The sequence below is a fragment of the Qipengyuania vulgaris genome, from assembly GCF_009827325.1.
Lineage (GTDB): Bacteria > Pseudomonadota > Alphaproteobacteria > Sphingomonadales > Sphingomonadaceae > Qipengyuania > Qipengyuania vulgaris.
Genome location: NZ_WTYC01000010.1, coordinates 1 through 25,946, shown reverse-complemented (window position 1 = coordinate 25,946; position 25,946 = coordinate 1). Strand labels below are relative to the sequence as shown.

The following is a 25,946-nucleotide window of genomic DNA, read 5'->3' as shown; positions in this document are numbered from 1 at the left end:
CCCCATCCCGCATGGCTAAGCCCGAGCGGGACATCGGCGTGAGACAGTTTCGGCGTCCCAAATGAGTTGCTGACAGATTCGAAACATCTGCGATGTCGTGGCCTAGAGCCTAACGAGACAGGAGACGCGGATGCTGGTCGGATACGCACGGGTGAGTTCGTCGGGACAGTCGCTCGATATCCAGAACGAAGCTTTGGCCCATGCTGGATGCGAGAAGGTCTTCGCCGAGAAGATGTCTGGTCGTTCGGCCAAAGACCGTATCGAACTCGCCAATGCACTCGACTTCGTTCGGGAAGGCGACACGCTCATCGTCACGCGGCTCGACAGGTTGGCAAGGTCGGTCGGTGACCTTCACCGCATCATCGAGACACTGGCGAGCAAAGGTGTCGCGTTCCGCTGCATCAACCAAAACGGTGTCGATACCGATACCAGCACGGGCAAGTTGATGTTGAGCATCCTTGGTGCCGTTGCGCAGTTCGAGAATGACATCCGCCGTGAACGACAGTTGGAAGGCATCGCGAAGGCCAAGGCCGATGGACGTTACAAAGGCCGTCCCGCAACCATCGACCATAAGCAGGTCAAGGCACTTCACCAGAAAGGCATGGGAGCTTCTGCAATCGCCCGTGAGATGAACATCGGTCGTGCCAGCGTCTATCGAGCACTCGCAGCCTGAAGGCCATCAGAACTGCTCTACGGCCATCCTGGCCATAGGTGAAACCTTACAATGTCAATCCGACGGGGCACAATGCGGCGTGGGCCATGCTCGCATCGGCATGGACTTCGAATCGCATTGTAGCGTTCCCTATGGCGCGTGTAATAATCTTCTCCACGGTCATCGGCATCATCGGTCATCGGCGTGATATCGTTGACCAACTGACGAACTATGGCACGCTCGACCGATGACCGAAAAGACCGTCACCGAAAACGCCGAAACAATCGTCATGCCGAAAACGACCGATACCGCTGCTGGCGATGTCACCGACGCCCATTACAACGATGACCAACGTTGGGCCGAAGCCGTCATTGCCAGCCTGCCTTCACGCTCACGCGAAGCGCGAACAGCGTTGGTAAAGGCTTTACTGGACGGTGATGCCTCCTTGTCCGCTCCTGTCGGGTGCGCCAGCTTCCAAAAACCGTCGAGAAACGAGCATCTTGCGGACGCTGGTGATGTAGCGTGTAGCACATCGGTGTCGCACACCGACCATTCCCCACTTGATGCAACCGCTTGTTCCAGCGGACAGTCTTACTCAACGGCGTGTGGCACAACTGTTGGGGGTCGAGGAACTCGACTCCCCCATTAAGGGCCGCAACGCATCGACATCGTAGGACACGCGGGAAATTGCATCGTTCAACGCCGCTATAGGATAGCCGCTGCCGTATAGGTCACCAATCGCCACTGCTCCTGAGCGCGAGCCACTCCATCCACCAAGGGCAAATGCGACTTCACGCTCGACACCACCAGCGCGAAGCGAATCACGGAAGCAATGGCGGAAGCTGTGGAAGCTGGTGCGGTCGAGCTTCGCGCCTTCTTGCGCGAGGTAGCGTGCGAACCATTTCGAGAAGTAGGCAGATGCATAGCCGAACCTGTCCAGTGCCAAGTCAGGCCACATCCTCGTTTCACCCGACGAGCATCTTTCATGGTGATATTCCAACAAGCCCGCCCGCACCAAAGCAGGATGCACTGGCACCGCACGCTCGGAGGAGGCAGTCTTGACGCGCTTTCCGCGCGTAGGGTCGCTCTTCACCATGAAACATGGGACCCCATCGATTTCGGCGATGTCGTCAGTCGTTTGCTGACAGATTTCGTTTTGCCGCAACCCGCTGAACAGAGCGATGAGCGGCACGTAAAATCGCGATGGCCAGGATGGGCTGAACGTAGTTGAGCAGGGATACTTGAGAGCCTCGAACGGCGGCCCAGCGAAGATGCGTTGAAGCTGGCCTTTCGAGAACGGACGGCGCTTGTCCCGCACAGGCACTGGGTCCGCAACGCGCAAACCGATGCACGGGTTTCGGTCAGCCAGTTCCTCCTTCACCAGCCAATTCATCATGCCCGCCCAGCGCGTCATGTAGCCATTGCAGTTCGCAGCAGCCATTGGCTGCAAACCGTCCCGTGTCGCCAAATCGGCTATTGCGACTGGCGTCATGTCGGGCCACTTCTTAACGTAGTTCGGGGGAAGGTGACGCAGCGTGTCCAGCACTCGTCGGCAATCCTGCCGACTGACATCGGCGACCAGTGTCTCTGCTCCGAGAACCGACACGACCAAGTTTTTCACCGTCTCATAGGCGAGAGTCGTCTTGCGTGTTCGAGTGCTGCTCGGGTCGGCAAGATAACAATCCCACGCCTCGGCCATTGTGATACCGCGTCGGTGAGATGCTGAAGGGCGTAGTGGTGGGTCAGGAGGTTGAGCAGTTGATGGTTTGAATACCATCGAGCCACCGACCCGCATCGTCTCGAACCAGTCGGCTACTTCCAACGCGACAGTTCGGCACCGTGCGAGAGCATCAGGATATGCTGCGGTCCCGAGCGTGCGATTGATGTGTGTCTTGCCGATAACCGTAACGAGGTCGGCGGGCACTCGAACGCGAAATTGCCAGATTCCCCCTCGACGCCAAATGCCCCGAAGGCGCTTGTGATACACAGTTGTGCCACACGCCGTTGAGTAAGACTGTCCGCTGGAACAAGCGGTTGCATCAAGTGGGGAATGGTCGGTGTGCGACACCGATGTGCTACACGCTACATCACCAGCGTCCGCAAGATGCTCGTTTCTCGACGGTTTTTGGAAGCTGGCGCACCCGACAGGATTCGAACCTGTGGCCTCTGCCTTCGGAGGGCAGCGCTCTATCCAGCTGAGCTACGGGTGCATACCGTGGGCGGGCCGCTTAGCAAGGCGTCTGCCATGCTGCCAGAAAAATCGCGAAAGTGAATCCTGCGTTAGGTAATTGGCAAGTGCTCGGGCGTAGCTTCGCCAGCCATGAGCGCGATGTCCCACGAATTCGACCTGTCGCTTGCGACGATGCTGCCGCCGGCCGGGAAGCCGGACGAGCGCATGAAAGAGCCCGCTGCACTCGCCAGCCAGTGGGACGCGGTGCACGAGGCGGCCTCAGCCGTGGGAATTCTCGCCCAACTCGGTGAAGAAGAAGTAACCGAAGAGGTTCGCAGCCTGCCGCAGCGGGCCGCCAAACTCGGCGGTACCAAGCTCGAAATGATCGCGCGAGGCATCGACGATCTCGCCGCCGTCATGCGACCGGGCCTGCGGGCGCTGCTGTCCATGACGGCAAGCGGGCAGGATACGACCAGCGCAGCGCTCACCCTGTGGCGCGAATTCCACATCGCGCGGGCAGCGGTTCTGGCTCTCGCACAGCAGGAGTAGAGGTTCGGGCGCTTGACCACGTTCGCTTTCTGTTCCATTTGAACGCCATGCGCGATTCCCCTGTTCTCGACACCCCACTCGATGCCGGCAGCGTCTGCCGCGGCATCCAGCGCCTGTTCGCCCGGAATGATATCTGGCTGATGCCTGAAATGCCGCTGCGCAACGGACGACGCGCTGATCTGATGGGTCTCGACACGAAGGGCAGGATCGTCATAGTTGAAGTAAAGGTCCAGCGTGGTGATTTGCTGGGCGATGGCAAGTGGCCCGATTATCTCGACTTCTGCGATCGCTTCTATTGGGGGCTTCCGCCGCAGATCGACCGGAATATCCTCGATGGAGCGGACTATCGCCCCGACTGCTGCGGCATCGTGGTGGCGGACGGCTATGATGGCGAAATCGTTCGGCCAGCGCCGCTTCATCCGCTGGCTGCGGCCCGCCGCAAGACCGAGGTTGAGCGGCTTGCCCGCGCCGCCATGCGCCGCGCCACCGTGGCGATCGATCCGCATTGTGCGCCGTGGGGCAATAGCGAATAGCCAGATTGCTTGTGAATCCGGTTCGCTTTGCGGCATAGGGTGCTCACACCATGTGGACCGCCATCCTTCTTTCCGCCGCAGCCATGACCGGGATCGTCGCCTTGCGCTATCTTGCGTCGAGCGGGGCGTTCGCGTGGCTCACTCATCGCCGGCTACCGGAATATCACGCCAAGCTGGGCGGGCAGATCCGCAAGGAAATCGGCTGGTCGCTCGCATCGGCGGCGATTTACGGCATTCCCGCCGGGATTGTCGCCTGGGGTTGGCAGGAGCGGGGCTGGACGCGGATCTATACCCAATGGGACGCGCTGCCGCTGTGGTACCTGCCGCTGGCGCCGCTGATCTATCTCTTCCTGCACGATACCTGGTTCTACTGGACCCACCGCCTCATGCACCGGCCGGCCTGGTTTCGGGCGATGCATGCGGTGCATCACGCCAGCCGGCCGCCTACCGCATGGGCCGCGATGAGCTTTCATCCATGGGAAGCGATCACCGGGGCCATCGTCATTCCGCTGCTGGTGTTCATCGTGCCGATCCACGTGGCCATGCTCGGGCTGGTACTGCTGGTGATGACCTTGATGGGAGTGACCAACCACATGGGCTGGGAGATGTTTCCGCGCAAACTGGTTCACTCGGCGTTAGGGGGGTGGCTGATAACCGCCAGCCACCATCAACGACACCATGAAGAGTATCGATGCAACTACGGCCTCTATTTCCGGTTCTGGGACCGGCTCTGCGGAACCGACAAGGGGCTGAGCAAGGCGCTGTGAGGCGTCTGGCCCTCCTGACGCTTGCTGCGCTGGCGCTGGGTGCCGGAACACCAGCCAAGCCGGATGGATCGACCATTACCATCTCCGTTACCAACCTGCGTAATGCAGACGGTGTGGTACGCGCGTGCATGACCGGCGCAGAGCAAAGCTTTCCGAAATGCCGCGGGGTGAAGGGTGCCCACGCCGCGAAGGTGGATGCGCGCGAGGGGACCATCACAATGACTTTCACCGGGGTGAAACCGGGGCGCTATGCGATCGCACTGCTGCATGACGAGAATTCCAACGGCAAGGCGGACCGCGCGCTGGGCATGATGCCCAAGGAAGGCTTCGGCTTTTCCCGGGATGCGCCGGTGCGCATGGGCCCGCCAGCTTTTTCAGATGCCGTTTTCGAAGTGAATGGCGATTATCGCCTGATGGCAATCAAGATGCGTTACATGCTCTGACTCAGCAGCACGCAGGAATCGATTAACCTTAACCATTTTTTCAGTACGCGCAGCGCATAGCCTTCCCACGATTATCACTCGTTTCGGGGGCATTTGCTGCAATGGACAGGCTTGGCGGAGAATTCGGCGCATTCGGTGCAGGCCGGGATTTCGACGATAGCGATGAAGGCGGCTATGCCGACGATGGCGCACATTCCAACCCGCCCCCCTCGCCCGTAGGCCAGGATGAACGCCGCATGCAGGTGCGCGCGTACAACCATTGGTCCAGCCTGCTAGGCAGCGAGAGCCTGCCGCATATCGAGGACCTAGAACCTGAATTCCTTGGCGATTTCGGACCTTACAGCGTGCTACTCGATTTCTCGACCGGCAGCACCACGCCCACGATCCAGTTCATGGGTAAGGAGCTGAGCAGGGAATGCCGGCTAGGCGATGCCATCGAGACCCTGCAGGAAATTCCGCGCGATTCGCTGCTGAGCAAAATCGCCGAAAATTATCTAGACGTGGTCTCCGCCCAGGCTCCGGTCAGCTTCGAAGCCGAATCGGCCAACGCCAAGGGCACGACGGTCGCATATCGCGGCATCCTTCTCCCCTATTCGAGCGATTCCGACACGATCGACTTCGTTTATGCGGTCATCAACTGGAAGGAAATCGCCGACGCCCGAACGGCGGATGCTCTCCTTGAGGAAATAGACCGCGCGATGGAATTCGACGCACCGGCTGAAGGCGCGGCGCTGAAAAATACGTCTGAGGCGACTGCAGAGATCGGCCATTTCCATGCTTACGACACAGCAGAAGAGTCGCCCGAAGTTGCAGAAGACCACATTGAGGAAAATCACCTGGAAGCCGAAGACAACATCCTCGAGTTGCGCGATGCTCCGGCGGAGACGGGCTCTTTCAGAGAATTGCCGGTCCCCAGTTTTGGACACGACGACAACCAATCCTATTCCGAGGATTCCGGGAACTATGAAGCGCCCAAAACGCCTAAGCGCAATCGAGCCGTCGATGCACTCGGCAACCCCTTGGGCGGAGCTTCTGAAAATTCCGACGAAGACGTCTCGCCCGCTGGAATCACGACCGCAGCCGATTACGGCCTGCCGGATTGGGACGAGGAAGAACCGGAAGCCGAAGATGTCGACGACTTGGTGAACCCGCTGGCGAACATAGATCTCAACAGCCGCCTGCTGGCGCTGGTCAATGCCGGCACGCGAGGGAAAAAGACGGTCGATCTCGGCACGCTGGCAGATACCCGTCCCGAAGACGAGGAAGGCGCGCAGGAAGATAGCGAACTCTTCCGTCCCAAGGCGCCATCTGTCGATACGCTGCTGTCGCCCGAGCCCTATGAAGAAGAGGACGAAGCCGAGTTCGAAGCGCACCATGTGGACGGAGAATTCGCCGACGAAGCGCCGGTCGACTATGCGTACCCCAGTTACACCGCTGCCGATGAGGTAGAGGACGACCATGCTCCGGAATCATTCGCGGAGGATACTGGAACGCCCTCAGCGGACGTTTCTGACTACGAGTGGAACAATCAAGGTGCGATCGAACCTGACGAACCGCACACTGAGAGCGAAAACGCATACACTTACAGCTACGTCGACGAAGAACCGGCACATATCCTGTTCGGGCAATCGATCAACATTGCAGAGCCCGACCTCACCGAGACTGCGAGTTTCCAGCACAGGGAGGAGGCTTTGGCAGAACCGCTCGAACTGGGCGAGGAAATGATCATCGAGGAATGGCCCGGCGAAACGGAAGCCGAGGTGGACGAAGGATTTGCCGAAGCAGCGGAGGAAGAGCCTACCGCGGAATCCGATTACGACGAATTCGAAATCGCTGAAGCTGCGTTCCCTGAGGAAACTTACGAAGAAGAGTCGGTTGCGCTGGTGGAAGCTGGTGGATCCGAAGCGCAAGGCGCCGGCGATGCTTGGCAGACGCAGGATCCCGAGAGCCTTACCGGCCTCCTTGCCGCGGTGCGCGACCTGACGGAAGCAGCCCGTACGACCGAGGATCTCGGCCGCAGGGCCCTTTACGAAGCTGTCGGGCGCGCGTTCGACGTCAGCATCAAGGCCGTGATCGCTTCGGAACGCCATCCCGGCACCAGCCATGGCGTCGTCGAGCCATTCCCCATCGATGCATTATCGGAGAACGGGCCGGAACTGGCGCTGGTGATGGTCCGCCGCAAGGCGAATGGAGACACGGAGGTCGTCGGCGAAGTACCGCATGACAGCATCCTGATGGAAACGGCCACGCTCAAACTCGCCAGCAAATAAAGGCCTTGGGAACGGGCGGCGCGCAGGCTAGCGCACCGCCATGCCATTCGCTTTCCGCGCGCCCGTCCGCATCCAGCCCTATTTCGGCTATCGCAACCGCGAACGGTTGTTCATCACCGTCCGCGCGCTGCGTTCGCGCAAGAGCGAGTTCGGCAAACCCGGCAAATGGCGAGCATTGCGCACCATGATGGCGCAGTTCGCGAGCCACGAAGTCCCCGATCTGCCCGTCGAACTCGAGGTGAAATCGCCGAACGGTGAGACGCGGCGCCATCAGGCGATCAGCGACCAGGAAGGCTTCGTCCAGTTCGACATCCGGCTGGAAGGGGAGTGGGACTACGAGAAATACCCGCAGTGGGAAACGGTAACGCTGCACTGGCAGAACGGCGAGGGCGCACAATGCGTCGACGGCCACGTTCTCGCGCCCGGAACCGCGACGGGTCTGGCCATGATCTCCGACATCGACGACACGATCATAGAAACAGGCATCACCGGCAATTTTCGCGCGGTTATGCGCAATTGGCGGCGCGTGCTGATGCAGATGCCGGAAGAACGCATTCTCGTGCCAGGGGCAGACGTTTTCTATAATGCGCTCGGCGGCAACCAGGGCCTGCCCGAGGGCGAAGGTCACGCCGGCGATCACCAATACGCCTCACGGCGGCCGTTCTTCTACGTTTCCTCCAGCCCGTGGAACCTGTTCTCCTATCTCGTCGCCTACATGAAGGGACGCGGGCTGCCGCTGGGCCCCATAAGCCTGCGCGATTGGGGGTTGAACCGCGAAACCTTCGGCTCCTCCAGCCACGGCGCACACAAGCGAACGGCGATCGAAGCGATCATCGCGACCTATCCGGAGATGAAATTCGCGTTGATCGGCGACGATTCCCAGGGCGACCTGACTGCATTCTCGGAAATTGCCGTCGCCGCCCCCGACCGTATTCGCGCAGTCTTCATCCGCAAGGTGGGCCAAGCGATGAGCCTCGAAGAAAAGGCTGCCAAGGCTGCGCTGGAGGCTGCCGGAATCCCTTTATGGCTGGGCGAAGGGTACAGCGAGGGGCACGAATTTCTCGGCGCGATCGGCCTGCTCGAAGATGGCGAGGCGACCAAGATTGTCGACTCGGTCGGCAAGGGCAACGCCGAGGCGGCAGAGTGAAGCGCCGGATGATGTGGATCGCCGCAGTCCTGCTGGGTCTCCTGCTGGTTGCCGCGCTCGCGTTTTGGCTGGCAGTCCGGCAGAATGGTCCCACAGTGCTCGATGCGGTGGACCGTCTGTCGGGACCCGATACCGGAGTAGAATTGGTACACCGGGCCAGTACCGGAAGCCACCCTGAACAGCGCTTGATCGTCTATCGCGGCAAATCCGCATCTGGTGCCCTGCCGGTCTTCGTGTTCTTTCACGGCGGAGCTTGGGCGCACGGCGATCCCAGGGATTACGGCTTCATTGCGCGCAATATCGCGCCCGAAGGTTATGTCGTTGTGCTCGGCGGCTATCGGCTGAACGAACCCGGGCGATATCCGGCTATGCTGGAGGATACCGCGGCAGCAGTCGGCTGGGTGTACGACAATATCGAGGATTATGGCGGCGATCCCGATCGCATCGTGCTTTCAGGGCATTCCGCAGGAGCCTACAACGTGATGCAGGTGGCCCTCGATACCGGTTGGCTGGAGAAGGCGGGCGTCCCGCAAGAGGCAGTGCGTGCCGTCGTCGGCCTTGCGGGTCCCTACGATTTCCACCCCTTCGATACCGACCGCAGCCGCGCTGCGTTTGCCAGCGTTGGCGCGGGCGCGGAAAGCCAGCCGGTCAACAATGTACGCGGCGACGCGCCGCCTGTCCTGCTGGTTCATGGCGAAAACGATACGGTCGTCAGGATTCGCAATTCCAAGGCGCTCGCACACGCTCTGCAGGAGGCAGGAGCAAGGGCCGAAACGCTCTATCTTCCGGGCAAGACACATAACGATCCCTTGCTCGCCCTGACCCATCCCTGGCGCCGCGATCCGCTCGTCTTCGAAAGAGTGGCGCAATTCCTTCAGGCGGCGGTTCCGGTTTCAGTTCCGGTTCAGGCCGAAACCCCCTAGTGTCGCAGCCGATGCGCCTGCTCTCCCATATCCTCGCCCTTTTCGCGCTCGCGGTCCTCGTCGCCCAGCCCGCAGCCGCGCAGTCGATCCTGCGCGACGCGGAGACCGAGGCATTCCTCGACGAAATTTCCGCGCCGCTCATCGAGGCGGCGGGGCTCGAGCCGGGCAATGTCGATATCGTCCTGATCAACGATCCCTCAATCAACGCCTTCGTCGCCGGCGGGCAGGCGGTCTATATCCATAGCGGGCTGATCGATGCGGCAGACACCGCCAACGAAGTGCAGGGCGTGATCGCGCACGAACTTGGCCACGTCACCGGCGGGCATGTGATCCGCACCGGCGAAGGACTCGCTACCGCCAGCAAGATTTCGATTCTTTCCATGCTGGCAGGGATCGGCGCAGCCCTGGTGGGCGGCGGCGAAGCGGCGATGGGCATCATCGCCGCAGGGCAGCAGGCTGCCCTTGGCAAGTTCCTCGCCTTCAGCCGGACGCAGGAAGCGAGCGCGGACGCGGCAGGCGCCGAATATCTCTCCGAGGCCGGCATTACCGGCAAGGGTTCGCTCGCGTTTTTCGAAAAGCTCCTCAATCAGGAAAATCGCCGCGCCATCCTGCAGAACGACGAAGCGGGCTTCTACCGGACTCACCCCCTATCGGGCGATCGCATATCCAAGCTCACCGACACCTATCGCAAGGATGCCGCCTGGAACGCCCCGCTCGATCAGGAGTGGGAAAGACGGTTTCAACGCGTGAAGGCCAAGCTCCAGGGATATGTGGCCAAGCCGGAATATACGCTGCGCGATTATCCCGAAGGTGACGATTCGACTCCTGCCCTGCTGGCGCGGGCCTATGCCTATCACAAGGAAGCCCGGATCGACCGCGCGCTGGCAGCTGCAGATATGCTGATCGAACGATCCCCGCGGGATCCCTACTTCCTTGAACTGAAGGGCCAGGTGCTCCTCGAATCCGGACGTGCGGATGAAGCGCTTGATCCGCTGCGAAGCGCCACCGAACTCACCCGTTCCGAACCGCTGATCGCTTCCATGCTCGGACACGCTCTGATCGCGACCGAGGACAAGGCGAATTATGAAGAGGCCGAGCGCGTTTTGCGCGCTGCTGTCGGGCGTGATCGGTACAATCCTTTCGCTTGGTATCAGCTGGGCGTGGTCTATGCCGCAAGGGGTGACATGGCCCGCGCGCGGCTCGCCAGTGCTGAACAGCAGGTGATGAACCGGCAATATCCCTTGGCCCTGCGCAGCGCCCGGGCAGCGGAGGCGGAATTGCCTTATGGCTCGCCCGACTGGCTGCGGGCGCAGGATATCGCCATGGAAGCGCGTGCGCTGATGGAACAGTTGTGCGAAATGGACAGGGCCGAATGCGACGATCGCAGGCGCTGAGCAACGGGTGGGTGAATTGATGAGACATGTGCTGACCGTGCTGGTCGCTCTGCTGGCGGGCTTCGCCGGTGCGGCTGCCTTCTCCTTTAGCGGGTTGGGGCATTCGCAAACGCGCGAATACCTCGTGAGCAATCCCGATATCCTGCCAGAAATGGCCAATGCCTATCAGGCGCAAGAGGCCGAGGACCGGCTCGCATCGGTTTCCGGCAATCTTTCCCAGCCATTCGAAGGAGCCGTTCTGGGTAACCCGAATGGTTCGAAGACCCTGGTAAAATTCACCGATTATGCCTGCGGGTATTGCCGCTCCAGCGTCCCCGACATCGACCGCCTGATCGCCGACGATCCCGATTTGAGGGTGGTCGTGCGCGAATGGCCGATCTTCGACGGTAGCGAAGCGGCGGCGCGCATGGGTCTTGCTGCGGCAGAACAGGGCAAGTTCGAAGAATTCTATCACGCCATGTTCGCCAACGGCCAGCCCACCGCGGCCAACATCGCCGGGGCCGCCGAGGCCGCAGGCATCGATATGGATGCCGCGCGCGAATTCGGATCTTCGGACGAAGTGTCCGCAGAACTGGCGCGCAATGCTGCCTACGCCCGCCAGCTTGGCTTCACCGGCACGCCCAGTTGGGTGTTCGAAGACCAGGTGATCGAAGGTGCGGTCGGTTATGACCGGCTGGCGCAGATCGTCGGCGATAGCGAAGGCTGAGATTGGCGCTGCGCTTCTTTCCTGGCCTGAGCCTCGCGCTCCTGCTTGCGCCAGCGGCAGGGATGGCAGCCGCAGAGGAGACCAACCCGCTTGCCGAATTCCAGCGCCGCGAAGGGCTATTGTTCGACACCGGCTGGCAGATGGCCCGCGCCAACAGCCCGTTCTGCCCGCGAACTGTCAATTCGATCGGGCTGCTGATCCACGACGCGCATAATTACGCGCAGGCAGACCAAGTCAGGCAAGCTCTCTCGCTGGCAGGGGACATAGGTGTTCAGGCAGTGGCAGAAGGCTCGCCCGGGGCACAAGCCGGGATCATTCCCAACCGCACTCTGTTCGCCATCGATACCGCAAATGTCGAACTGACCTGGAAGCCAACCCGCCCCACGGTCGAGCGAACGTTGCAAATCGAGAACGCGATGGCCGAAAGCCTCGAAGATGGCCGGATCGCGCTCTCCTTCAATGACCACGGCGGAGAAACTTATGTCACCGGCGAAATAGTCTGCGCGGCAAAATATCGGCTGACCCCGGGCGATGAGGCTTATGCCGGACCCGATACCGTCTTCTTCGGGGTCGATTTTCCGGCCTTCGGTCTTGAACGCGATGTATTCGCCGCCGCCGTTGCGCATGAACTGGCGCACGTACTGCTCGACCATCCGAACCGCAAGGAAAGCGAGGACTGGAACTGGCGCCAGACGCGCGAGAGCGAGCGGGTGGCGGACCGGATGATGCCCTGGCTGCTATGGAACACCGGGCATGATCCCCATGCGGCGGCGCGCTGGATGCAAGCCTGGGGTCCCAAACATTCCGGCGGCCTGCTGCGCAAGCGCACGCATGACGGCTGGGACGAACGGCTGCAGATGATCGAAGAGGAAATCGCAATCCTCGAGGCGGATATCGCACGCCGCGACTGGAAGCGCGGCGAGGCCAACTGGGCCAGCCGCTTCTTAGCGCGCTGAGCCTATTCCTCCACGGCCTTCGCGTACATCGACGCCAGCGGTTTCGCCATCACGCGGCGGACCATCGGTTCGAAGAATTCCAGCGGCTCGCTGTCATAGTCCGGATCGAAGGCGGCCTGGTCGTACTTCTCGCAGAATTCCGCGCAGGCACCGAAATGCGGAGAGGCGCGGAAATTTTCCCGCCTGTCACGGTCCATTCCCAGGTGGTGGAAATAGTAATAGCCCTGGAAAGCGCCGTGATTCTGGCAGATCCAGTGCACTTCTTCGGTCACGAACGGCTTGATGATCGCCGCGCCGACTTCCGGATGGTTGTAGCTGCCGAGCGTGTCACCGATATCGTGAAGCAGTGCCATCACGACATATTGCTCGTCCCGCCCATCCCGGTGCGCACGCGTTGCGGTCTGCAGCGAATGTTCGAGCCGGCAGACGGGGAAGCCGCCGAAATCGCCGTCGAGCAGCTTCAGATGGTCCAGCACACGGTCAGGCAGGTCCTTGGCAAATTCGCGGTATTCGGCGCCGATGATCGCCCAATCTTCCTTCGTCCCATCCTTCATTTCGCGGAACTTGGCGCGTTCGACCATCGAATGGGCGAGGTTTGCGGGCTTGTTCATGACGTCTCTCCTGCTCGCATGCGACAGTAGCGACTGGCAAAGCCCTGCGCAATTGGGCTAGGAGCAAGACAAATGGCCGTGCTGCCCTTCGCCCCGACGCCCTTCTTCGAGAACAAGAACCAGGCGTTCTGGAACCTCCAGCTGGCAGGCTGGGGCGGGACCGCGCTGCTGCGCGCCATGTCGGCATTTGCCAATGGCCAGCCGCTCGAATTCTTTTTCGTCATACTGATCGCTACGATCACCGGCTTTTCGATCAGCCTGATCCTGTCTGTCGGTTATTCCTATCTGATCCGGCAGAAACCGCTGGTCACATGGGGCGGAACCGCGGCCACGCTGGCGGTCGCGGTCGGCATCTATTCGTTCATCGACAGCTGGGTGCTGGGGCTGACCGGGTCTTCCGCCGATTCCGATTTCGTCCGCATCTTCATCGGCATCTACTTTTTCGATCTGACGCTGCTCGGCGCATGGTCGGCGCTCTATTACGCCATCAATTTCTTCCTCCAAGTCGAACAGCAGGCCGACCGGCTGGAGCGGCTCGAGGCGCAGGCAACCAGCGCCCAGCTCGCCATGCTGCGCTATCAGCTCAATCCGCATTTCCTGTTCAATACGCTCAATTCGATCAGCACGTTGGTGCTGCTCAAGCAGACCGAACCCGCCAATGCGATGCTCACGCGCCTGTCCAGCTTCCTGCGGCACACGCTCGTCACGCAGCCGGGAGGCAAGGTAACCGTGGCGCAAGAGGTGGAAACGCTGAAGCTCTACCTCGAGATCGAGCGCATGCGGTTCGAAGAGCGCCTGCAGACCGAATTCCGCGTCGAGGAGAATGCCGCCAAGGCGCAGATACCCTCCATGCTCCTCCAGCCGCTGATCGAGAATGCGATCAAATACGGCGTCAGCCCGCAAGAAGAAGGGGCGGAGATTTCGCTGCTTGCCCAGATCGTTGGTCCCCGACTGCGAATCACGGTCTCCGATACTGGTCCCGGCGTCGACGTCGGCGGCGCATCCGATGATCTGCCCGCAGTCATGGCCACGCATAAGCGGCGAGATTCCACCGGAGTCGGTCTCGCCAACATCCGCGACCGTCTGGCGCAGGCCTATGGCGACGATCACCGCTTCGAAATCCGCTCGCCCGAAAGTGGCGGGTTTACCGTGCTGATCGAGCTTCCCCACGAATTCGCCGATGAGGTGGAGCCGTCTGCCGCAGTGTCCGCGACAGGTGACGGGAAACCGGCCAGCGCTTCAACCGTTGCAACTGAGAATCCCCCCCAGAAGGTAAGTACCGCCAAATGACTATCCGAACGATCCTCGTCGACGACGAGAAACTCGCTATCCAGGGCCTGCAACTGCGGCTGGAGCCTTTCGAGGATGTCGAGGTGATCGAAACCTGCCAGAATGGTCGTGAAGCGATCCGCGCGATCAAGACGCTCAAGCCCGATCTTGTTTTCCTCGACATCCAGATGCCCGGCTTCGATGGCTTTTCGGTCGTCCAGGGGGTGATGGAGATCGATCCCCCGCTGTTCGTCTTCGTCACCGCGTTCCAGGAGCACGCGATCCGCGCCTTCGAGGCAAACGCGGTCAATTACCTGATGAAGCCGGTCGACGAGGACAAGCTGGCCGACACGATCGAACGCGTGCGCCAGCGCCTCGCCGAAAAGAAGAGCAGCGACGAGGCCGATCGGCTGCGCGGCGTATTGTCCGAAGTGGCACCCGAGGCGGTGGGCGACATGGAAGGCGAGGAAACCGAATCGACCACGGGCGGGCGCTACGAAAAGCTGATCAACATCAAGGACCGCGGCCAGATTTTCCGAGTCGAGGTCGAAACGATCGAGCATATCGAAGCTGCGGGCGACTATATGTGCATCTACACCGGCGACAATTCGCTGATACTCCGCGAGACCATGAAGGACCTCGAACGTCGCCTCGACCCGCGAACCTTCCAGCGCGTCCATCGCAGCACGATCGTCAATCTCGACCAGGTCCGGCAGGTGAAGCCGCACACCAATGGCGAATGCTTCCTCGTGCTCGACAGCGGGGCAGAGGTGAAGGTGAGCCGCTCCTATCGCGATGTCGTGGCGCGCTTCGTCCACTGATGCCGTTCCATCTCGACGGGTTCGATCTCGATGCATTCGTCCGCGACACGCTGGCCGAGGACCTAGGTGAGGGCCTTCCCGGTGGAGGCAATGATGTTACAAGCGAGAGTGTGATCCCCGCCGATGCGCGCTTCTCGGGCGCAATGGACACCCGCGATGCGATCCATGTCGCGGGCCTGCCTGTCGCCGAGGCTTTCTTTCGCGCGCTCGATCCCGACATGCAGATCGAAATCCTAGTCGAGGAAGGCAGTGCCGTTCCTGCAGGTACCGACCTGATGCGGCTGGAAGGCAATGCCCGCGCCATGCTTACCGCCGAACGTAGCGCGCTCAATACCATGCAGCACCTTTCGGGCATCGCCACAATGGTGGCCGAATATGTGCGCGTCATGGACAATCCGGATTGCACCCTGCTCGACACGCGCAAGACCATTCCGGGACTGCGCCACCTCGAGAAATATGCCGTCCGGATGGGCGGCGGGGCGAACCACCGCATGGGCCTTTGGGACGCGGCGATGATCAAGGACAATCACGTGCTCGTCGCAGGAAGCGTGGGAGAGGCCGTACGCCGTGCGGTCGAGGCAGGCGTGAAGGACATCATTTGCGAGGTCGACCGGATCAATCAGATCGAACCGGCCCTGGATGCGGGCGCAACGCGCCTTCTGCTCGACAACATGGAGCCACCGACCCTCCGCGAAGCCGTGGCGCTTGTGGCAGGGCGCGTGCCCACCGAAGCCAGCGGCGGGATCAACCTTGATACGATCCGCGCGAAGGCGGCGACGGGGGTGAATTACGTTTCCGTCGGCAGGCTCACGCAAAGCGCGCCTGCGGCGGACATCGGTCTGGACTTTACCCCGCTCTGATTTTCGCGCAGACCCCTCAGCGATCAGGGATTGATCAGGGGGATTGAGACAGATGGCAAAACCGGATTCGATGAAGAAGTTCAACCTCTTCTTCTGGGGCTCGATGGCGTTCAGCATCATCGGCATGGCTCTGGGGTGGGGTGCAATCGAAGAGGTCATGGCCTCGGAGGAAATGGGTGCAACACAGGCGGCGCTTGGCGAGGGCACGCTGCAAACGATCACCGCCATCGGCCTGGTGGTCGGCCTGCTCATCTATGTCGCGCTCTGGTTCCTGATTTCGGTGAAGCGGATCGAATTCATCAAGTGGATATATATCGCGCTGGTTGCATACGGTCTGATTCAGCTGCCCGCATCCTTCGAACTGGTGGGCGGTTTCGGCGCGATGCACATTCCTGGTGTGATCTCGACCGTCCTTTCGCTGCTCGCGATCTGGATGACCTTCCGACCCGACTCCAAAGAATGGTTCGCGGCCCGCAACGAGGGAAAGCGCAGGGACGAATTCAAATCGGGCGTCGATTTGAAATAAGGACAACTGTCTGATTGCCGCGGTGCCGGGCGGATCGACGAGACCGAAGTGAGCGCGACACACTCGCCCACATCGTTCTTGACTTCCCCCCCCCGTCGCCTTTGTTAGGTGCGGTAGAGGTGGGGGAAATCAGGCCATGCGGCCAAAGGCTATCAAGAATTTCGAACTGTTGTATTTCGGTGCCATCGCACTGGTGCTGGCGAATGCAGTGCGCGATTACGACGCGCTAAGGGATAGCGCGAGCGGTGATTTGGTACGGCGCGGGTTGGACCCCGATACGCTATTGATCGCGAGCATCGCCTTCATGGTCGGCATCATGCTGGTCTTCTGGTTCATGACCGCCAGGCTGCGGATCGGGTTCGTTCGCTATCTGATGCTTGGCCTGCTGATCTGGCAAGGCTGGGAATTGAGCAGCATAATTGCGAACGAACGGGGCAGCAGCGTGATCGTGGGCGTGGCCGCGGTCGTGTTGCAGGCCGTCGCCGTTGCCTTCAGCTTCGTGCCGACCGCGCGTGCGTGGTTCGCCGCTGAAGCCATACCGCTCGAAGACCATTCCTAGGTCTGCGGCCTTCCTGCTGGCCATTCTTGCGCTAGGGTCACCCGGGGCGCTAAACGCGCAGGCCTTCCAGTGCAGCCTGCCCCGGTCGGTGAAAGCGCCAAAGGTGGAGGTCGAAGAGCCGCGCCGGCTGCCCGTCAACGGATATACACTGGCACTGAGCTGGTCACCCGAGTTCTGCCGCTTCCGCGAGACCGAGCGCCGCCATACGCGGCAGTGTTCGGGGCGCGAGGGGCGTTTTGGCTTTACGGTCCACGGGCTCTGGCCCGACAGCGGGCGCAGCTGGCCGCAGTGGTGCAGCCGAACACCGATGGAGCTGGCTGCGCTGCGCAGGAACCTCTGCATCAGTCCCGACGCCCAGTTGGTAGCGCGCCAATGGGCCAAGCACGGCACCTGCATGACACGCCGCCCGGAAACCTATCTCAAGGTGACCCGCATCCTGTACGGCGGCCTCCAGTGGCCCGACTTCGTCCACATCAGCCGCGAGGACGATCTCACCGCAGGCACCATCCGCACCCGTTTCGCCGACGCCAACCTAGGCTGGTTTCCCGAAGCGGTCGGCGTGCATCTGGATGGCAAGGGATGGCTGGAGGAACTGCGTCTCTGTTACGACAGGCGCTTCATGCCCAAGGCGTGTGATGAGCGCCGGTTGGGAGCGCAGGATGGAAAGGCGGCCAAAATCTGGCGGGGATTGTGAACGACTGGCCGATGTCTGGTTTGGGGTGGGAAACCGACGTTAGTCTTGCTGATCCCCGCTTTGCGCAGCGGCCCGGCCCCGGCTTCCGCTCTCGTCTATGCTTGGGCTACTTCCTCTTCATAGACGTCGCTCACTCTTCCACCCTCCAGCCCTTAAAAACCTGTAGCAACCGGTCCCTGTAAGCGGGCAATTTTGTGACCTCGGCTTCAGCAATATCAAATTGCGCCTCAAACCGACCGTCATGGACGAGGACAATGCAACGCCCCGCCTTTACGCAAAACAACTTGATTCCCTCTCCGGAAAAAAAGTCTCCTCCCTCCCGAATGCGCCCGCCCACCATGGCACGCCAATTGCTCAGATTTCCAAATTTTCCGGCGTATCTGATGCGATCAAAACCCTGTCGAGCATCACGCTCTATCACCTCGAAATTCGGCAATTCCGCTGACGGTTCTGGGTGCACTGAGATGTTGAACGCCTCCGGCGCGACCCCACCGACAGCAAATCCCGGAACGGAGAACTCGGTCGGTATCGCGCTTTGGGAAAGCGCATAATCTGGAATTTTCAAATCGCGGACATCGGCGGCCGGGACGCAAATATCGGGAGCGGGACACCAATCAGTCAAAGGCGGATCGTCGTCTTTTCCCGTTATCGAGACTCGCCAGCTGTAGGCAGCAATCAACAATATTGCAGCGAGAAGCGCGAATATCCTCATTTCTGATAGCGAACTCTCATGTGCGGCTGTCTAACCCGGAAATCAGATGGCTGCCAATGACCGCAAAGGCGTCGTAAGCTGACAGGCCGCCTATCGCCGCTCCCGGAAGAATGCGCGCAGCAGTTCCGCCGCTTTTGCCTCTCCGATCCCCGCATACACCTCGGGCCGGTGCAGGCATTGCTCCTGTTCGAACACCCGCGCGCCGTGTTCGACCCCGCCGCCCTTGGGATCGCTCGCGGCGTAATAGACCTTCGCCAGCCGCGCATGGACGATGGCGCCTGCGCACATGGCGCAGGGTTCGAGCGTGACCCACAGTTCGCATGTCGTGAGGCGTTCCTGCCCCAGCGTCTCGGCTGCACGGCGAATCGCCAGTATCTCCGCATGGGCGGTGGGGTCGCAGGTCTCTCGCGGCGTATTGTGTGCCTCGGCGATCACCTCACCGCCGCGCGTGATCACCGCGCCCACCGGCACTTCGCCCGCTGCCGCCGAGGCTTCGGCCAGCTTGAGCGCACGTTGCATCGGTTGCGGAAGGGTCCAGCCTGTCATACCAGCGCCTCGCTACCCCTAGGTTCGCGCCCGCGCAACGTGCTTGACGATTCGTACCCTCGCCGCTATGCGCGCCGCTTTCCGGGATAAATGAGGCCCCCGCCCGCATTTGCGGCCAAGGGAACTCGCCCAGCCATTCGAACGAGAGACAAATCCATGTCGCGCATTTGCGAACTCACCGGCAAGGGCCGCCAGGTCGGTCACAATGTGAGCCACGCCAACAACAAGACCAAGCGGGTCTTCCTGCCGAACCTGCAGAAGGTTACGCTGATGAGCGAGAAGCTGGATCGCAGCTTCAAGTTCCGCGTCTCGACGCAGGGCCTGCGTTCGGTCGAACATAATGGCGGTCTCGACAACTGGCTGCTCAAGACTAACGACGAAAAGCTTTCGGCCGGTGCGCTGAAGGTGAAGCGCGAGCTGAAGAAGGCTGCCGCCGCCTCGTAAGGTGCGCGGCGCTTCGGCGCTTATCCGATCGATCACGCAAGGGCGCGCGGGTTCACCTGCGCGCCTTTTGCCGTGCCCTTCCTGCACGGCGGTCCCAGGTCAGCTTGAGCAGCAGGGTGCGCTGGTAGCTGGCGAAATTATCGTCCGAAATCAGCCAGAAATCCCAACGCCCCTGGCCTTGGTCAATCACCGTGAGCCCTTCGAAATTCTCGCTGGGCAGCGGGTCCGCGATCCGCGCGATGACCTTGCTGGAGAGCACTTCGTCCGCCTCGATACCCGCAGGATCGGCAATCGCGATCAGTACCGGGAAACGCGGCGGCAGGCCGAGCCGGAAACCGCGCAGGAGCACCGCGATCCGCCCGTCTGGCAGGAGCGCGGCATCGGAGGGACGGAATCCGTCGCGCGCCTGAAAGCGAAAGCGTATCGGCTCGGACCCCTCCGTAGGGTCCTCCGGGAACAGTAGCGCGTCGTGCAGTCCGCCTTCGAGCGGATATTCCTTGATCACCGCGAACTCGCCGCTGCGCAGCCGAACCATGGATTCTGGTCCGGCATTGCCCGGCCAATCCTCCATCTCCTGCGGACGAATGCTCGCGCGCTGGCGCAATTGCCGGTCGAAGCGGGTGATCTCCTGCGCCCATTCCATCGCCGCCCAGACACGCCCCGTTTCGGGATCGCTGGTGAGGGCTTCCAGATCGACGTGGCTCTTGTCGACACGCCAGAAATTCAGGAACTCGTCGACCTCGGGCGGCTCCTCCCAAAGGTCCGGGCGTGGCAGGTACATCAGCCGGCCGCGGTCGTTGGCGGCCAGAAGATCGTCCTGTCCGCGGGCGATGAGCGCCGAATAGCCGCCGAAATGATCGTTCTCGCTTTTAAGCTCCCAAGCGCCTGTGAGCACCAGCGGCCCGGCACGCAACCGCTTCGTTTCGAGACGTTCGATGGTGACCGGGGAATCGAAATCGGGTGGCGGCGGTTCGCTGCGCACGAAGGTGCCGGGAGCAAGGCCGAGGGCGACCAGTCCGGCAAGGAGTTTCCGCTTCACGCGCATGGCTGTGGGGCAGCTAGCCTGTCGCTAGGCTGAGCGAAAGGCGTCAGGGCATCGGCGGCAGGAACAGCAGCGGATCGAGCCGCAGGTTCCGCCACACGAGGCTCCAGTGGAGGTGCGGCCCCGTCGCGCGGCCCGACGAGCCGATGCGGCCGAGCGGCTGCCCCTGCTTCACCGCCTGCCCAGCGCGCACGAAGAGTTCGGAGGAATGCAGGAAGGCGCTGTTGAGGCCCTGCCCGTGGTCGATAATGAGGAGCTGCCCTTCGAGGCTGAAATCGGGTTCGGCCAGTACCACGATGCCATCGGCGGGGGCGACATAGGTGGTTCCCGCGCCGCCCGCGATATCGAGGCCGGAGTGATAGCTGCCCGGTTCGCCGCGGTAGATGCGCTGAGACCCGAACCGGCCCGAGATGCGCCCGGTCACCGGCCAGACCATGTCCTGCCGCCAGCCGTCTGCCGGGGTTTCCTCTTGCCGCGCGTTCCAGATCGCCTCGAGCTCGGGTCGGCGGCGCGCGAGGAAGGCTTCCGAAGATGACGAGGGACGCCTGGCGACATTGACCCTCTCTATGTCCCAGTCGCGCTGCGAAATGGCGACCGGGCTCTCGATCACCCTGCCATCAGCCAGCGTGGCGACCAGCGTCTCGCTCGGCCCTGCGTCGCGGTCGAATGCAGCAAAGAAATTGCCCTCCTCGTCGAAGGCAAGCTCGGTTTCGCCCAGTGCCGCGCTTTCGGTCCCGCCCGGAACCGTGCCGCGAATCCAGCCGCCTTGCGTCAGCTCGCCCTCGAAGGAGAACGCCGCAGGTCGTGAAGGTGTTGGCGCAGGTGCCGGAGCAGGCGCAGGCGCGCGCACCGGCTGCACGACCTCGCTTGGCGGGGCGGGCTCGACCGGCGCCGGCTGCGAAGGCGCGACACAGGCTGATACGGCAAGGAGGAAAAGCGGCGCGACCCGGCGTAATCTCACGGCTTCAGCCGCTCCGTGGCGAGCTGGGGCGTGGCATAGGCTTCCTGGTGCTCGACCGACCAGTAGCGCAGTTCTTCCAGCGGGATCGGCACACCGCTCGCCGCGCAGAACACGTGATTACCCGCGCGCAGCACGCGAAAGCCATTGGGTCCGTATTGCAGCTTGGCCTCGCCCGAAGCGGGGCCCAAATTCTTGTTCATCAGCATGGAAGCTCTCTAGCAGGCCGTGTCTATCCGAACAAATCGTCTTGCGCGGGCGCTGTTCCCTTCTTCGCAGGCTTTGGCCGGGACGCTGGCGAGCTTGAGGGAGGCGGCGCATCCCCGGTAGAGACGGCAAGGTCGCCGTCACGGAACTTGAGCGTCAGCACTGCTTCCCTCGCGGCCTCGGCGCGGTCGGTCAGCGTCCGCCCGTCTGGCCCGGTGACCCGCACATAGCCGCGCTTCAGCACCGTATCGGGATCGAGCGAGCGCATCACGCGCTCCAGCGCCGCCAGCCGCTCTCGCCCCTCGGCAATCGGTTTGCGCACCGCGGCAGGCGACAGGCGCACGCCCGCGAGCGAACGCTGCGCCTCGCGCAAGCCGCGCGTCAGCATGGCTGGCACAAGCCGCAGATTGCCCAGCTTCTCGCGCCCCTGCCCTGCACGGTCCTGCAGCCCGCGCCGCAGCCGCTCGGCCAGTTCGTCGAGCATTTGCGCCTGCGGTTGCAACAGCGCCCCGGGCGACGGCAGCCGCTCGGCGCGCGCCTCCAGCCGCTCGCGGCCCAATTGCACCGGGCGCAGGATCGCGCGTTTCTTGCGCGCACCATAATCGGCGAGGGCGGCGGCAAGCTCGGCGCGGACGGGCACCGCGATTTCGGCAGCGGCAGTCGGCGTCGGCGCACGGCGATCGGCGGCGAAGTCGGCCAGCGTGGTATCGGTTTCGTGCCCCACCGCGCTGATCGTGGGGATCGAGCATTCGGCAATGGCGCGCACCACCACTTCCTCGTTGAAGCTCCACAGATCCTCGATCGATCCGCCGCCGCGTGCCACGATTACCAGATCGGGGCGGTCGGGATGGTCTTGCGCCATCGAGGAGAAGCCGCGCACCGCGCGCGCCACCTGGTCGGCAGCGCCCTGCCCCTGCACCAGCACCGGCCAGACGATCACCCGGCTCGGAAAGCGGTCCGCCAGTCGGTGCAGGATGTCGCGGATCACTGCGCCGGTGGGTGAGGTGACCACACCGATGGTGCGCGGCAGGAAGGGCAGCGCCCGCTTGCGGCTCTCGTCGAACAGCCCTTCGGCCTGCAGCCGCGCCTTGGTCTTTTCGAGCAGCGCCAGCAACGCGCCTTCGCCCGCCAGTTCCATCCGCTCGATCACGATCTGGTACTTGGAGCGCCCCGGATAGGTCGTGATCTTGCCGCTGGCGACAACTTCCAGCCCGTCTTCCGGCCGGAAGGGCAAACGCCCAGCATTGCCTTTCCACATCACTGCATCGATCACCGCCTGCTCGTCCTTCAACGCCGCATAAAGGTGGCCCGATGCCGCGCGCTTTACGCCAGACAGTTCGCCGCGCAGCCGCACGAAGCCGAAGCGATCCTCCACCGTCCGCTTGAGCAGTTGCGAGATTTCGCTCACCGACAGCGGCTCGGCGTTGTCGCCGGGGCGGGGCTTCGCTACCAGTCCGTCATTGTCTCTATTCGGTGGGAAACTTGCCATGAATATCCTCTTGCTCGGCGGCGGCGGCCGCGAACATGCGCTGTGCTGGAAACTGGCGCAATCGCCGCGCTGCGACAAGCTGTGGGCGAGCCCCGGCAATCCCGGCATGGAAGAATGCGCCGCCTGTGTCGCGCTCGATAGCAGCGATCATGGTGCCGTGGTCAAGTTCTGCGAGGATAACGCCGTCGGCCTGGTGGTGATCGGCCCCGAAGGCCCGCTGGTGGAAGGACTGGCGGACAGCCTCGAGGAGACTGGCATCCTCAGCTTCGGCCCTTCCAAGGCGGCGGCGCAGCTGGAAGGCAGCAAGGGCTTCACGAAGGATCTTTGCGCACGCGCCAATATTCCGACGGCCCGGTTCGAACGCTGCACCTCGCTGGAGGCGGCGTGGGGTGCGCTCAAGAAATTCGACCCGCCCTTCGTGCTCAAGGCCGACGGGCTGGCCGCGGGCAAGGGCGTGGTTATCGCCGAAACTCGCGAGGAAGCGCAGCACGCATTGTCGGAAATGTTCGATGGCCGCTTCGGCAGCGCAGGCTCCGAGGTTGTGATCGAGCAGTTCCTGACCGGCGAGGAAGCGAGCTTCTTCGCGCTAACCGACGGCGAAACCATCGTGCCGCTCGCCAGCGCGCAGGACCACAAGCGCGTGGGCGACGGTGACGAGGGACCGAACACCGGCGGGATGGGTGCCTATTCACCCGCGCCCGTGCTGACTGACGCGCTGCGCGACCAGGCGATGCGCGAGATCATCGAACCCACCGTGCGCACCATGCGCGAGGAAGGCATGCCTTACACGGGCGTACTCTACGCCGGGCTGATGCTGACGAAGAGCGGGCCGCAGCTGATCGAATACAATGTGCGTTTCGGTGATCCCGAATGCCAGGTGCTGATGATGCGGCTGGAAAGCGACCTCGTGGAACTGATGCTGGCCTGCGCCGAGCGGCGGTTGGGCGAGATCGAGGCACCCAAGATGAGCGACGACTTCGCGCTGACCGTGGTGATGGCGGCAGAGGGCTATCCCGGCACCCCGAAAAAGGGCGGCAGCATCGATCTGGGCGAGGCCGAGGCGAACGGCGCCAAGGTCTTCCACGCGGGCACAAAACTGGAAGGCGGACAGCTGGTCGCCAGCGGCGGCCGCGTGCTGAACGTGACTGCCAGCGGCTCAAGCGTCACCGAGGCGCAAAGCAAGGCTTACAGCGCGGTCGACGCTATCGACTTCAAGGACGGCTTCTGCCGCCGCGATATCGGGCAAAGAGAAGTGAGGCGGGAGCGGCAAGGATAATCAGGGTCGGACGACCTCGTGTCCGCTTTCGGCGCCGATCGCAAATACCTGATTTGTCCGATTTGGGGTGATGGGTTGGACGCCCCCCGGCGGCATCGATGTGCCATAGTGGAGGTGTTTGAACACCACTAGAGAGGAGGCGTCCATGTCGGAAGTTAGCATCATCGGGTGAGATATCGCAAAGCCTGTTTTCCAGGTCCACGGGGCCGATGCCTCGGGCCGTGCGGCGCTTCGCAAGAAGGTCAGCAGGGCGAAGATCTTGCCGTTCTTTGCCTCGCAGCCCTCCTGCCAGGTGGTCCTGGAAGCTTGCGGGGGCGCGTGAGCTGACGAAGCTGGGCCATGATGTCCGGTTGATCGCTCCAGCTTACGTAAAGCCGTTCGTGAAGCGCCAGAAGAACGATGCTGCGGATGCCGAGGCCATCTGCGAGGCGGCGCAGCGCCCGAGCATGCGGTTCGTGCCAGTAAAGACCGAAGCACAGCAAGCAGCCGCGCTGGTGTTCCGGGCCCGCGACCTGCTGGTCAAGCAACGCACGCAGATCAGCAACGCCGTTCGCGGTCACATGACCGAGCATGGCTGGATCGCGCCGCAAGGCCTGGCGCACATGAAGAAGCTGGCCGCACTGCTTGAGGATCCCGACGCGGTTCCCGAGAGCGCACGGCCGGTACTGGAGATAATGCTCGATCAGATGGCAGTGCTCAGCGAGCGCATTGCCGAACTTGACCGGGAGATCGCCCGGCGTGCCCGCGAAGACGAGACCGCGCGGCGGCTGATGACGATCCCGGGCATCGGACCGATCACGGCAACCGCGATCACCGCACTTGCACCTCCGCCCGGCACCTTTGCCAAGGGCCGCGACTTTGCCGCATGGGTCGGGCTTACACCGCGCCAGCACTCGACCGGCGGCAAGCAGAGGCTCGGCGCGATCTCGAAGATGGGCGAGCGAACGCTGCGGCGGCTGCTGATCATCGGCAGCAGCGCGGTCGTGCTCCAGGCAAGCAGGCGCGGCGCACCCGCGGGATCGTGGCTGGAACAGATGATGGCGCGCAAGCCGCGCATGCTGGTGACGGTGGCGCTCGCGAACAAGACCGCGCGCATCGTCTGGGCAGTGCTGACGAAGAACGAGGATTACAGGGCTCCGGTCTCGGTCGCGGCGTAAGCCGGGCCGGACCAGAGGTCGCCGGAAGGACGTAGGCGGACGAAGGAGAGTATGGCAAAACAGTCGGCGAGACGGGACCGGAAGAACCAGGGCTTTCCACCGTGCTTCATCAGTACGCTGAGGGTGATGTGGTTCCGGTCCGCGAACTCCCATACGGGCCCGCAGCACGAAAAGCTGCACCAGGAGGCCGGACAGATGGCAGCATCCGACTACGTGCCAAACCTCTCAAAATACCGCTTGCATCCTGCGGGGCGTCCACAGATGG

Annotated in this window: 28 protein-coding genes, 1 tRNA gene and 2 pseudogenes; 21 read left to right on the top strand and 10 right to left on the bottom strand. The window is 62.4% G+C overall.

Annotation, left to right across the window (positions count from 1 at the left end; translation table 11 throughout):
* The first annotated feature begins 130 nt into the window (after positions 1–130).
* Entirely contained in the window at positions 131–673 is a 543-nt protein-coding gene (locus tag GRI69_RS14255; RefSeq protein ID WP_160728433.1) for a recombinase family protein, read from the top strand.
* 574 nt (positions 674–1,247) lie between these two features.
* Here GRI69_RS14255 and GRI69_RS14250 read toward each other — a convergent pair.
* The 3 genes and pseudogenes from GRI69_RS14250 to GRI69_RS14245 form a co-directional block, all read right to left on the bottom strand.
* Positions 1,248–2,351, bottom strand: a complete 1,104-nt coding sequence (locus tag GRI69_RS14250) for a site-specific integrase (RefSeq protein WP_237453134.1) — start codon at positions 2,349–2,351, stop codon at positions 1,248–1,250.
* A 102-nt stretch (positions 2,352–2,453) separates the two neighbouring features.
* Positions 2,454–2,639, bottom strand: a pseudogene (locus tag GRI69_RS16445) (DUF6538 domain-containing protein); the annotation flags it as partial.
* A 146-nt stretch (positions 2,640–2,785) separates the two neighbouring features.
* A tRNA-Arg gene (locus GRI69_RS14245) sits at positions 2,786–2,862 on the bottom strand.
* 110 nt (positions 2,863–2,972) lie between these two features.
* On the opposite strand from GRI69_RS14245, the gene GRI69_RS14240 reads away from it, so the two are divergent.
* From GRI69_RS14240 to GRI69_RS14195, 10 genes are all read left to right on the top strand, one after another.
* On the top strand, positions 2,973–3,371 hold the full coding sequence (locus GRI69_RS14240; RefSeq protein WP_160728938.1) for a hypothetical protein: 399 nt from the start codon (positions 2,973–2,975) through the stop codon (positions 3,369–3,371).
* A 47-nt stretch (positions 3,372–3,418) separates the two neighbouring features.
* Positions 3,419–3,904: an MmcB family DNA repair protein gene (locus tag GRI69_RS14235; RefSeq protein ID WP_160728937.1), complete on the top strand. Its 486-nt coding sequence runs from the start codon at positions 3,419–3,421 to the stop codon at positions 3,902–3,904.
* Positions 3,905–3,954: 50 nt separating this feature from the next.
* The gene (locus tag GRI69_RS14230) at positions 3,955–4,671 is read left to right on the top strand and encodes a sterol desaturase family protein (RefSeq protein ID WP_160728936.1); all 717 of its coding nucleotides are present in this window, start codon (positions 3,955–3,957) and stop codon (positions 4,669–4,671) included.
* Entirely contained in the window at positions 4,668–5,114 is a 447-nt protein-coding gene (locus GRI69_RS14225; RefSeq protein ID WP_160728935.1) for a DUF2141 domain-containing protein, read from the top strand. The genes GRI69_RS14230 and GRI69_RS14225 overlap by 4 nt, the downstream gene beginning before the upstream one ends.
* A gap of 101 nt (positions 5,115–5,215) precedes the next feature.
* Entirely contained in the window at positions 5,216–7,384 is a 2,169-nt protein-coding gene (locus GRI69_RS14220) for a PAS domain-containing protein (RefSeq protein ID WP_160728934.1), read from the top strand.
* 40 nt (positions 7,385–7,424) lie between these two features.
* A complete protein-coding gene (locus GRI69_RS14215) occupies positions 7,425–8,531 on the top strand; it encodes a phosphatase domain-containing protein (RefSeq protein WP_160728933.1) in 1,107 nt (368 codons plus the stop codon).
* The gene (locus GRI69_RS14210; RefSeq protein WP_160728932.1) at positions 8,528–9,454 is read left to right on the top strand and encodes an alpha/beta hydrolase fold domain-containing protein; all 927 of its coding nucleotides are present in this window, start codon (positions 8,528–8,530) and stop codon (positions 9,452–9,454) included. Before GRI69_RS14215 ends, GRI69_RS14210 begins: the two co-directional genes overlap by 4 nt.
* A gap of 11 nt (positions 9,455–9,465) precedes the next feature.
* Positions 9,466–10,848 (top strand): M48 family metalloprotease, encoded by a 1,383-nt coding sequence (locus GRI69_RS14205; RefSeq protein ID WP_160728931.1) that lies wholly within the window; start codon positions 9,466–9,468, stop codon positions 10,846–10,848.
* Positions 10,849–10,867: 19 nt separating this feature from the next.
* A complete protein-coding gene (locus GRI69_RS14200; RefSeq protein ID WP_160728942.1) occupies positions 10,868–11,554 on the top strand; it encodes a DsbA family protein in 687 nt (228 codons plus the stop codon).
* Positions 11,555–11,556: 2 nt separating this feature from the next.
* Complete coding sequence (locus GRI69_RS14195) at positions 11,557–12,510, top strand: M48 family metalloprotease (RefSeq protein WP_160728930.1); 954 nt, start codon at positions 11,557–11,559, stop codon at positions 12,508–12,510.
* 2 nt (positions 12,511–12,512) lie between these two features.
* On the opposite strand, the gene GRI69_RS14190 is transcribed toward GRI69_RS14195, so the two are convergent.
* Complete coding sequence (locus GRI69_RS14190; RefSeq protein ID WP_237453133.1) at positions 12,513–13,121, bottom strand: HD domain-containing protein; 609 nt, start codon at positions 13,119–13,121, stop codon at positions 12,513–12,515.
* A gap of 72 nt (positions 13,122–13,193) precedes the next feature.
* Here GRI69_RS14190 and GRI69_RS14185 point away from each other — a divergent pair, with 72 nt between their 5' ends.
* The 6 genes from GRI69_RS14185 (at position 13,194) to GRI69_RS14160 (ending at position 17,850) form a co-directional block, all read left to right on the top strand.
* Positions 13,194–14,411 (top strand): sensor histidine kinase, encoded by a 1,218-nt coding sequence (locus tag GRI69_RS14185; RefSeq protein ID WP_160728929.1) that lies wholly within the window; start codon positions 13,194–13,196, stop codon positions 14,409–14,411.
* On the top strand, positions 14,408–15,211 hold the full coding sequence (locus GRI69_RS14180; RefSeq protein WP_160728928.1) for a LytR/AlgR family response regulator transcription factor: 804 nt from the start codon (positions 14,408–14,410) through the stop codon (positions 15,209–15,211). Before GRI69_RS14185 ends, GRI69_RS14180 begins: the two co-directional genes overlap by 4 nt.
* A complete protein-coding gene (nadC, locus tag GRI69_RS14175) occupies positions 15,211–16,071 on the top strand; it encodes a carboxylating nicotinate-nucleotide diphosphorylase (RefSeq protein WP_160728927.1) in 861 nt (286 codons plus the stop codon). The genes GRI69_RS14180 and nadC overlap by 1 nt, the downstream gene beginning before the upstream one ends.
* A gap of 52 nt (positions 16,072–16,123) precedes the next feature.
* The gene (locus tag GRI69_RS14170) at positions 16,124–16,597 is read left to right on the top strand and encodes a hypothetical protein (protein ID WP_160728926.1); all 474 of its coding nucleotides are present in this window, start codon (positions 16,124–16,126) and stop codon (positions 16,595–16,597) included.
* Positions 16,598–16,733: 136 nt separating this feature from the next.
* Positions 16,734–17,156: a hypothetical protein gene (locus tag GRI69_RS14165; protein ID WP_160728925.1), complete on the top strand. Its 423-nt coding sequence runs from the start codon at positions 16,734–16,736 to the stop codon at positions 17,154–17,156.
* Entirely contained in the window at positions 17,110–17,850 is a 741-nt protein-coding gene (locus tag GRI69_RS14160; RefSeq protein WP_337191079.1) for a ribonuclease T2 family protein, read from the top strand. Before GRI69_RS14165 ends, GRI69_RS14160 begins: the two co-directional genes overlap by 47 nt.
* Before the next feature lie 130 nt (positions 17,851–17,980).
* On the opposite strand, the gene GRI69_RS14155 is transcribed toward GRI69_RS14160, so the two are convergent.
* Positions 17,981–18,562, bottom strand: a complete 582-nt coding sequence (locus tag GRI69_RS14155; protein WP_160728924.1) for a hypothetical protein — start codon at positions 18,560–18,562, stop codon at positions 17,981–17,983.
* 90 nt (positions 18,563–18,652) lie between these two features.
* A complete protein-coding gene (locus tag GRI69_RS14150) occupies positions 18,653–19,108 on the bottom strand; it encodes a nucleoside deaminase (RefSeq protein ID WP_160728923.1) in 456 nt (151 codons plus the stop codon).
* A 156-nt stretch (positions 19,109–19,264) separates the two neighbouring features.
* On the opposite strand from GRI69_RS14150, the gene rpmB reads away from it, so the two are divergent.
* The gene (gene rpmB, locus GRI69_RS14145; protein WP_160728922.1) at positions 19,265–19,552 is read left to right on the top strand and encodes a 50S ribosomal protein L28; all 288 of its coding nucleotides are present in this window, start codon (positions 19,265–19,267) and stop codon (positions 19,550–19,552) included.
* A 52-nt stretch (positions 19,553–19,604) separates the two neighbouring features.
* Here rpmB and GRI69_RS14140 read toward each other — a convergent pair whose 3' ends face one another.
* From GRI69_RS14140 to xseA, 4 genes are read right to left on the bottom strand one after another with little or no spacing between them, the layout of a single operon-like run.
* Positions 19,605–20,591: an esterase-like activity of phytase family protein gene (locus GRI69_RS14140; protein ID WP_160728921.1), complete on the bottom strand. Its 987-nt coding sequence runs from the start codon at positions 20,589–20,591 to the stop codon at positions 19,605–19,607.
* A gap of 49 nt (positions 20,592–20,640) precedes the next feature.
* Positions 20,641–21,555, bottom strand: coding sequence for a peptidoglycan DD-metalloendopeptidase family protein (locus GRI69_RS14135; RefSeq protein WP_160728920.1), 915 nt, complete (start codon positions 21,553–21,555; stop codon positions 20,641–20,643).
* Complete coding sequence (locus GRI69_RS14130; protein ID WP_160728919.1) at positions 21,552–21,761, bottom strand: DUF2093 domain-containing protein; 210 nt, start codon at positions 21,759–21,761, stop codon at positions 21,552–21,554. The genes GRI69_RS14135 and GRI69_RS14130 overlap by 4 nt, the downstream gene beginning before the upstream one ends.
* A gap of 23 nt (positions 21,762–21,784) precedes the next feature.
* Positions 21,785–23,248 carry an exodeoxyribonuclease VII large subunit gene (xseA, locus tag GRI69_RS14125; protein ID WP_160728918.1) on the bottom strand — a complete coding sequence of 488 codons (1,464 nt, stop codon included), beginning with the start codon at positions 23,246–23,248 and terminating at the stop codon, positions 21,785–21,787.
* Between xseA and purD the strand changes: the two genes are divergently transcribed.
* The 3 genes and pseudogenes from purD to GRI69_RS16160 form a co-directional block, all read left to right on the top strand.
* Positions 23,247–24,524, top strand: a complete 1,278-nt coding sequence (gene purD, locus GRI69_RS14120; protein WP_160728917.1) for a phosphoribosylamine--glycine ligase — start codon at positions 23,247–23,249, stop codon at positions 24,522–24,524. The genes xseA and purD overlap by 2 nt on opposite strands.
* A 175-nt stretch (positions 24,525–24,699) precedes the next feature.
* Positions 24,700–25,681: pseudogene (locus GRI69_RS14115) on the top strand (IS110 family RNA-guided transposase).
* Between the two features lie 51 nt (positions 25,682–25,732).
* A partial coding sequence (locus GRI69_RS16160; protein WP_237453006.1) for a hypothetical protein occupies positions 25,733–25,946 on the top strand: 214 nt, incomplete at its 3' end.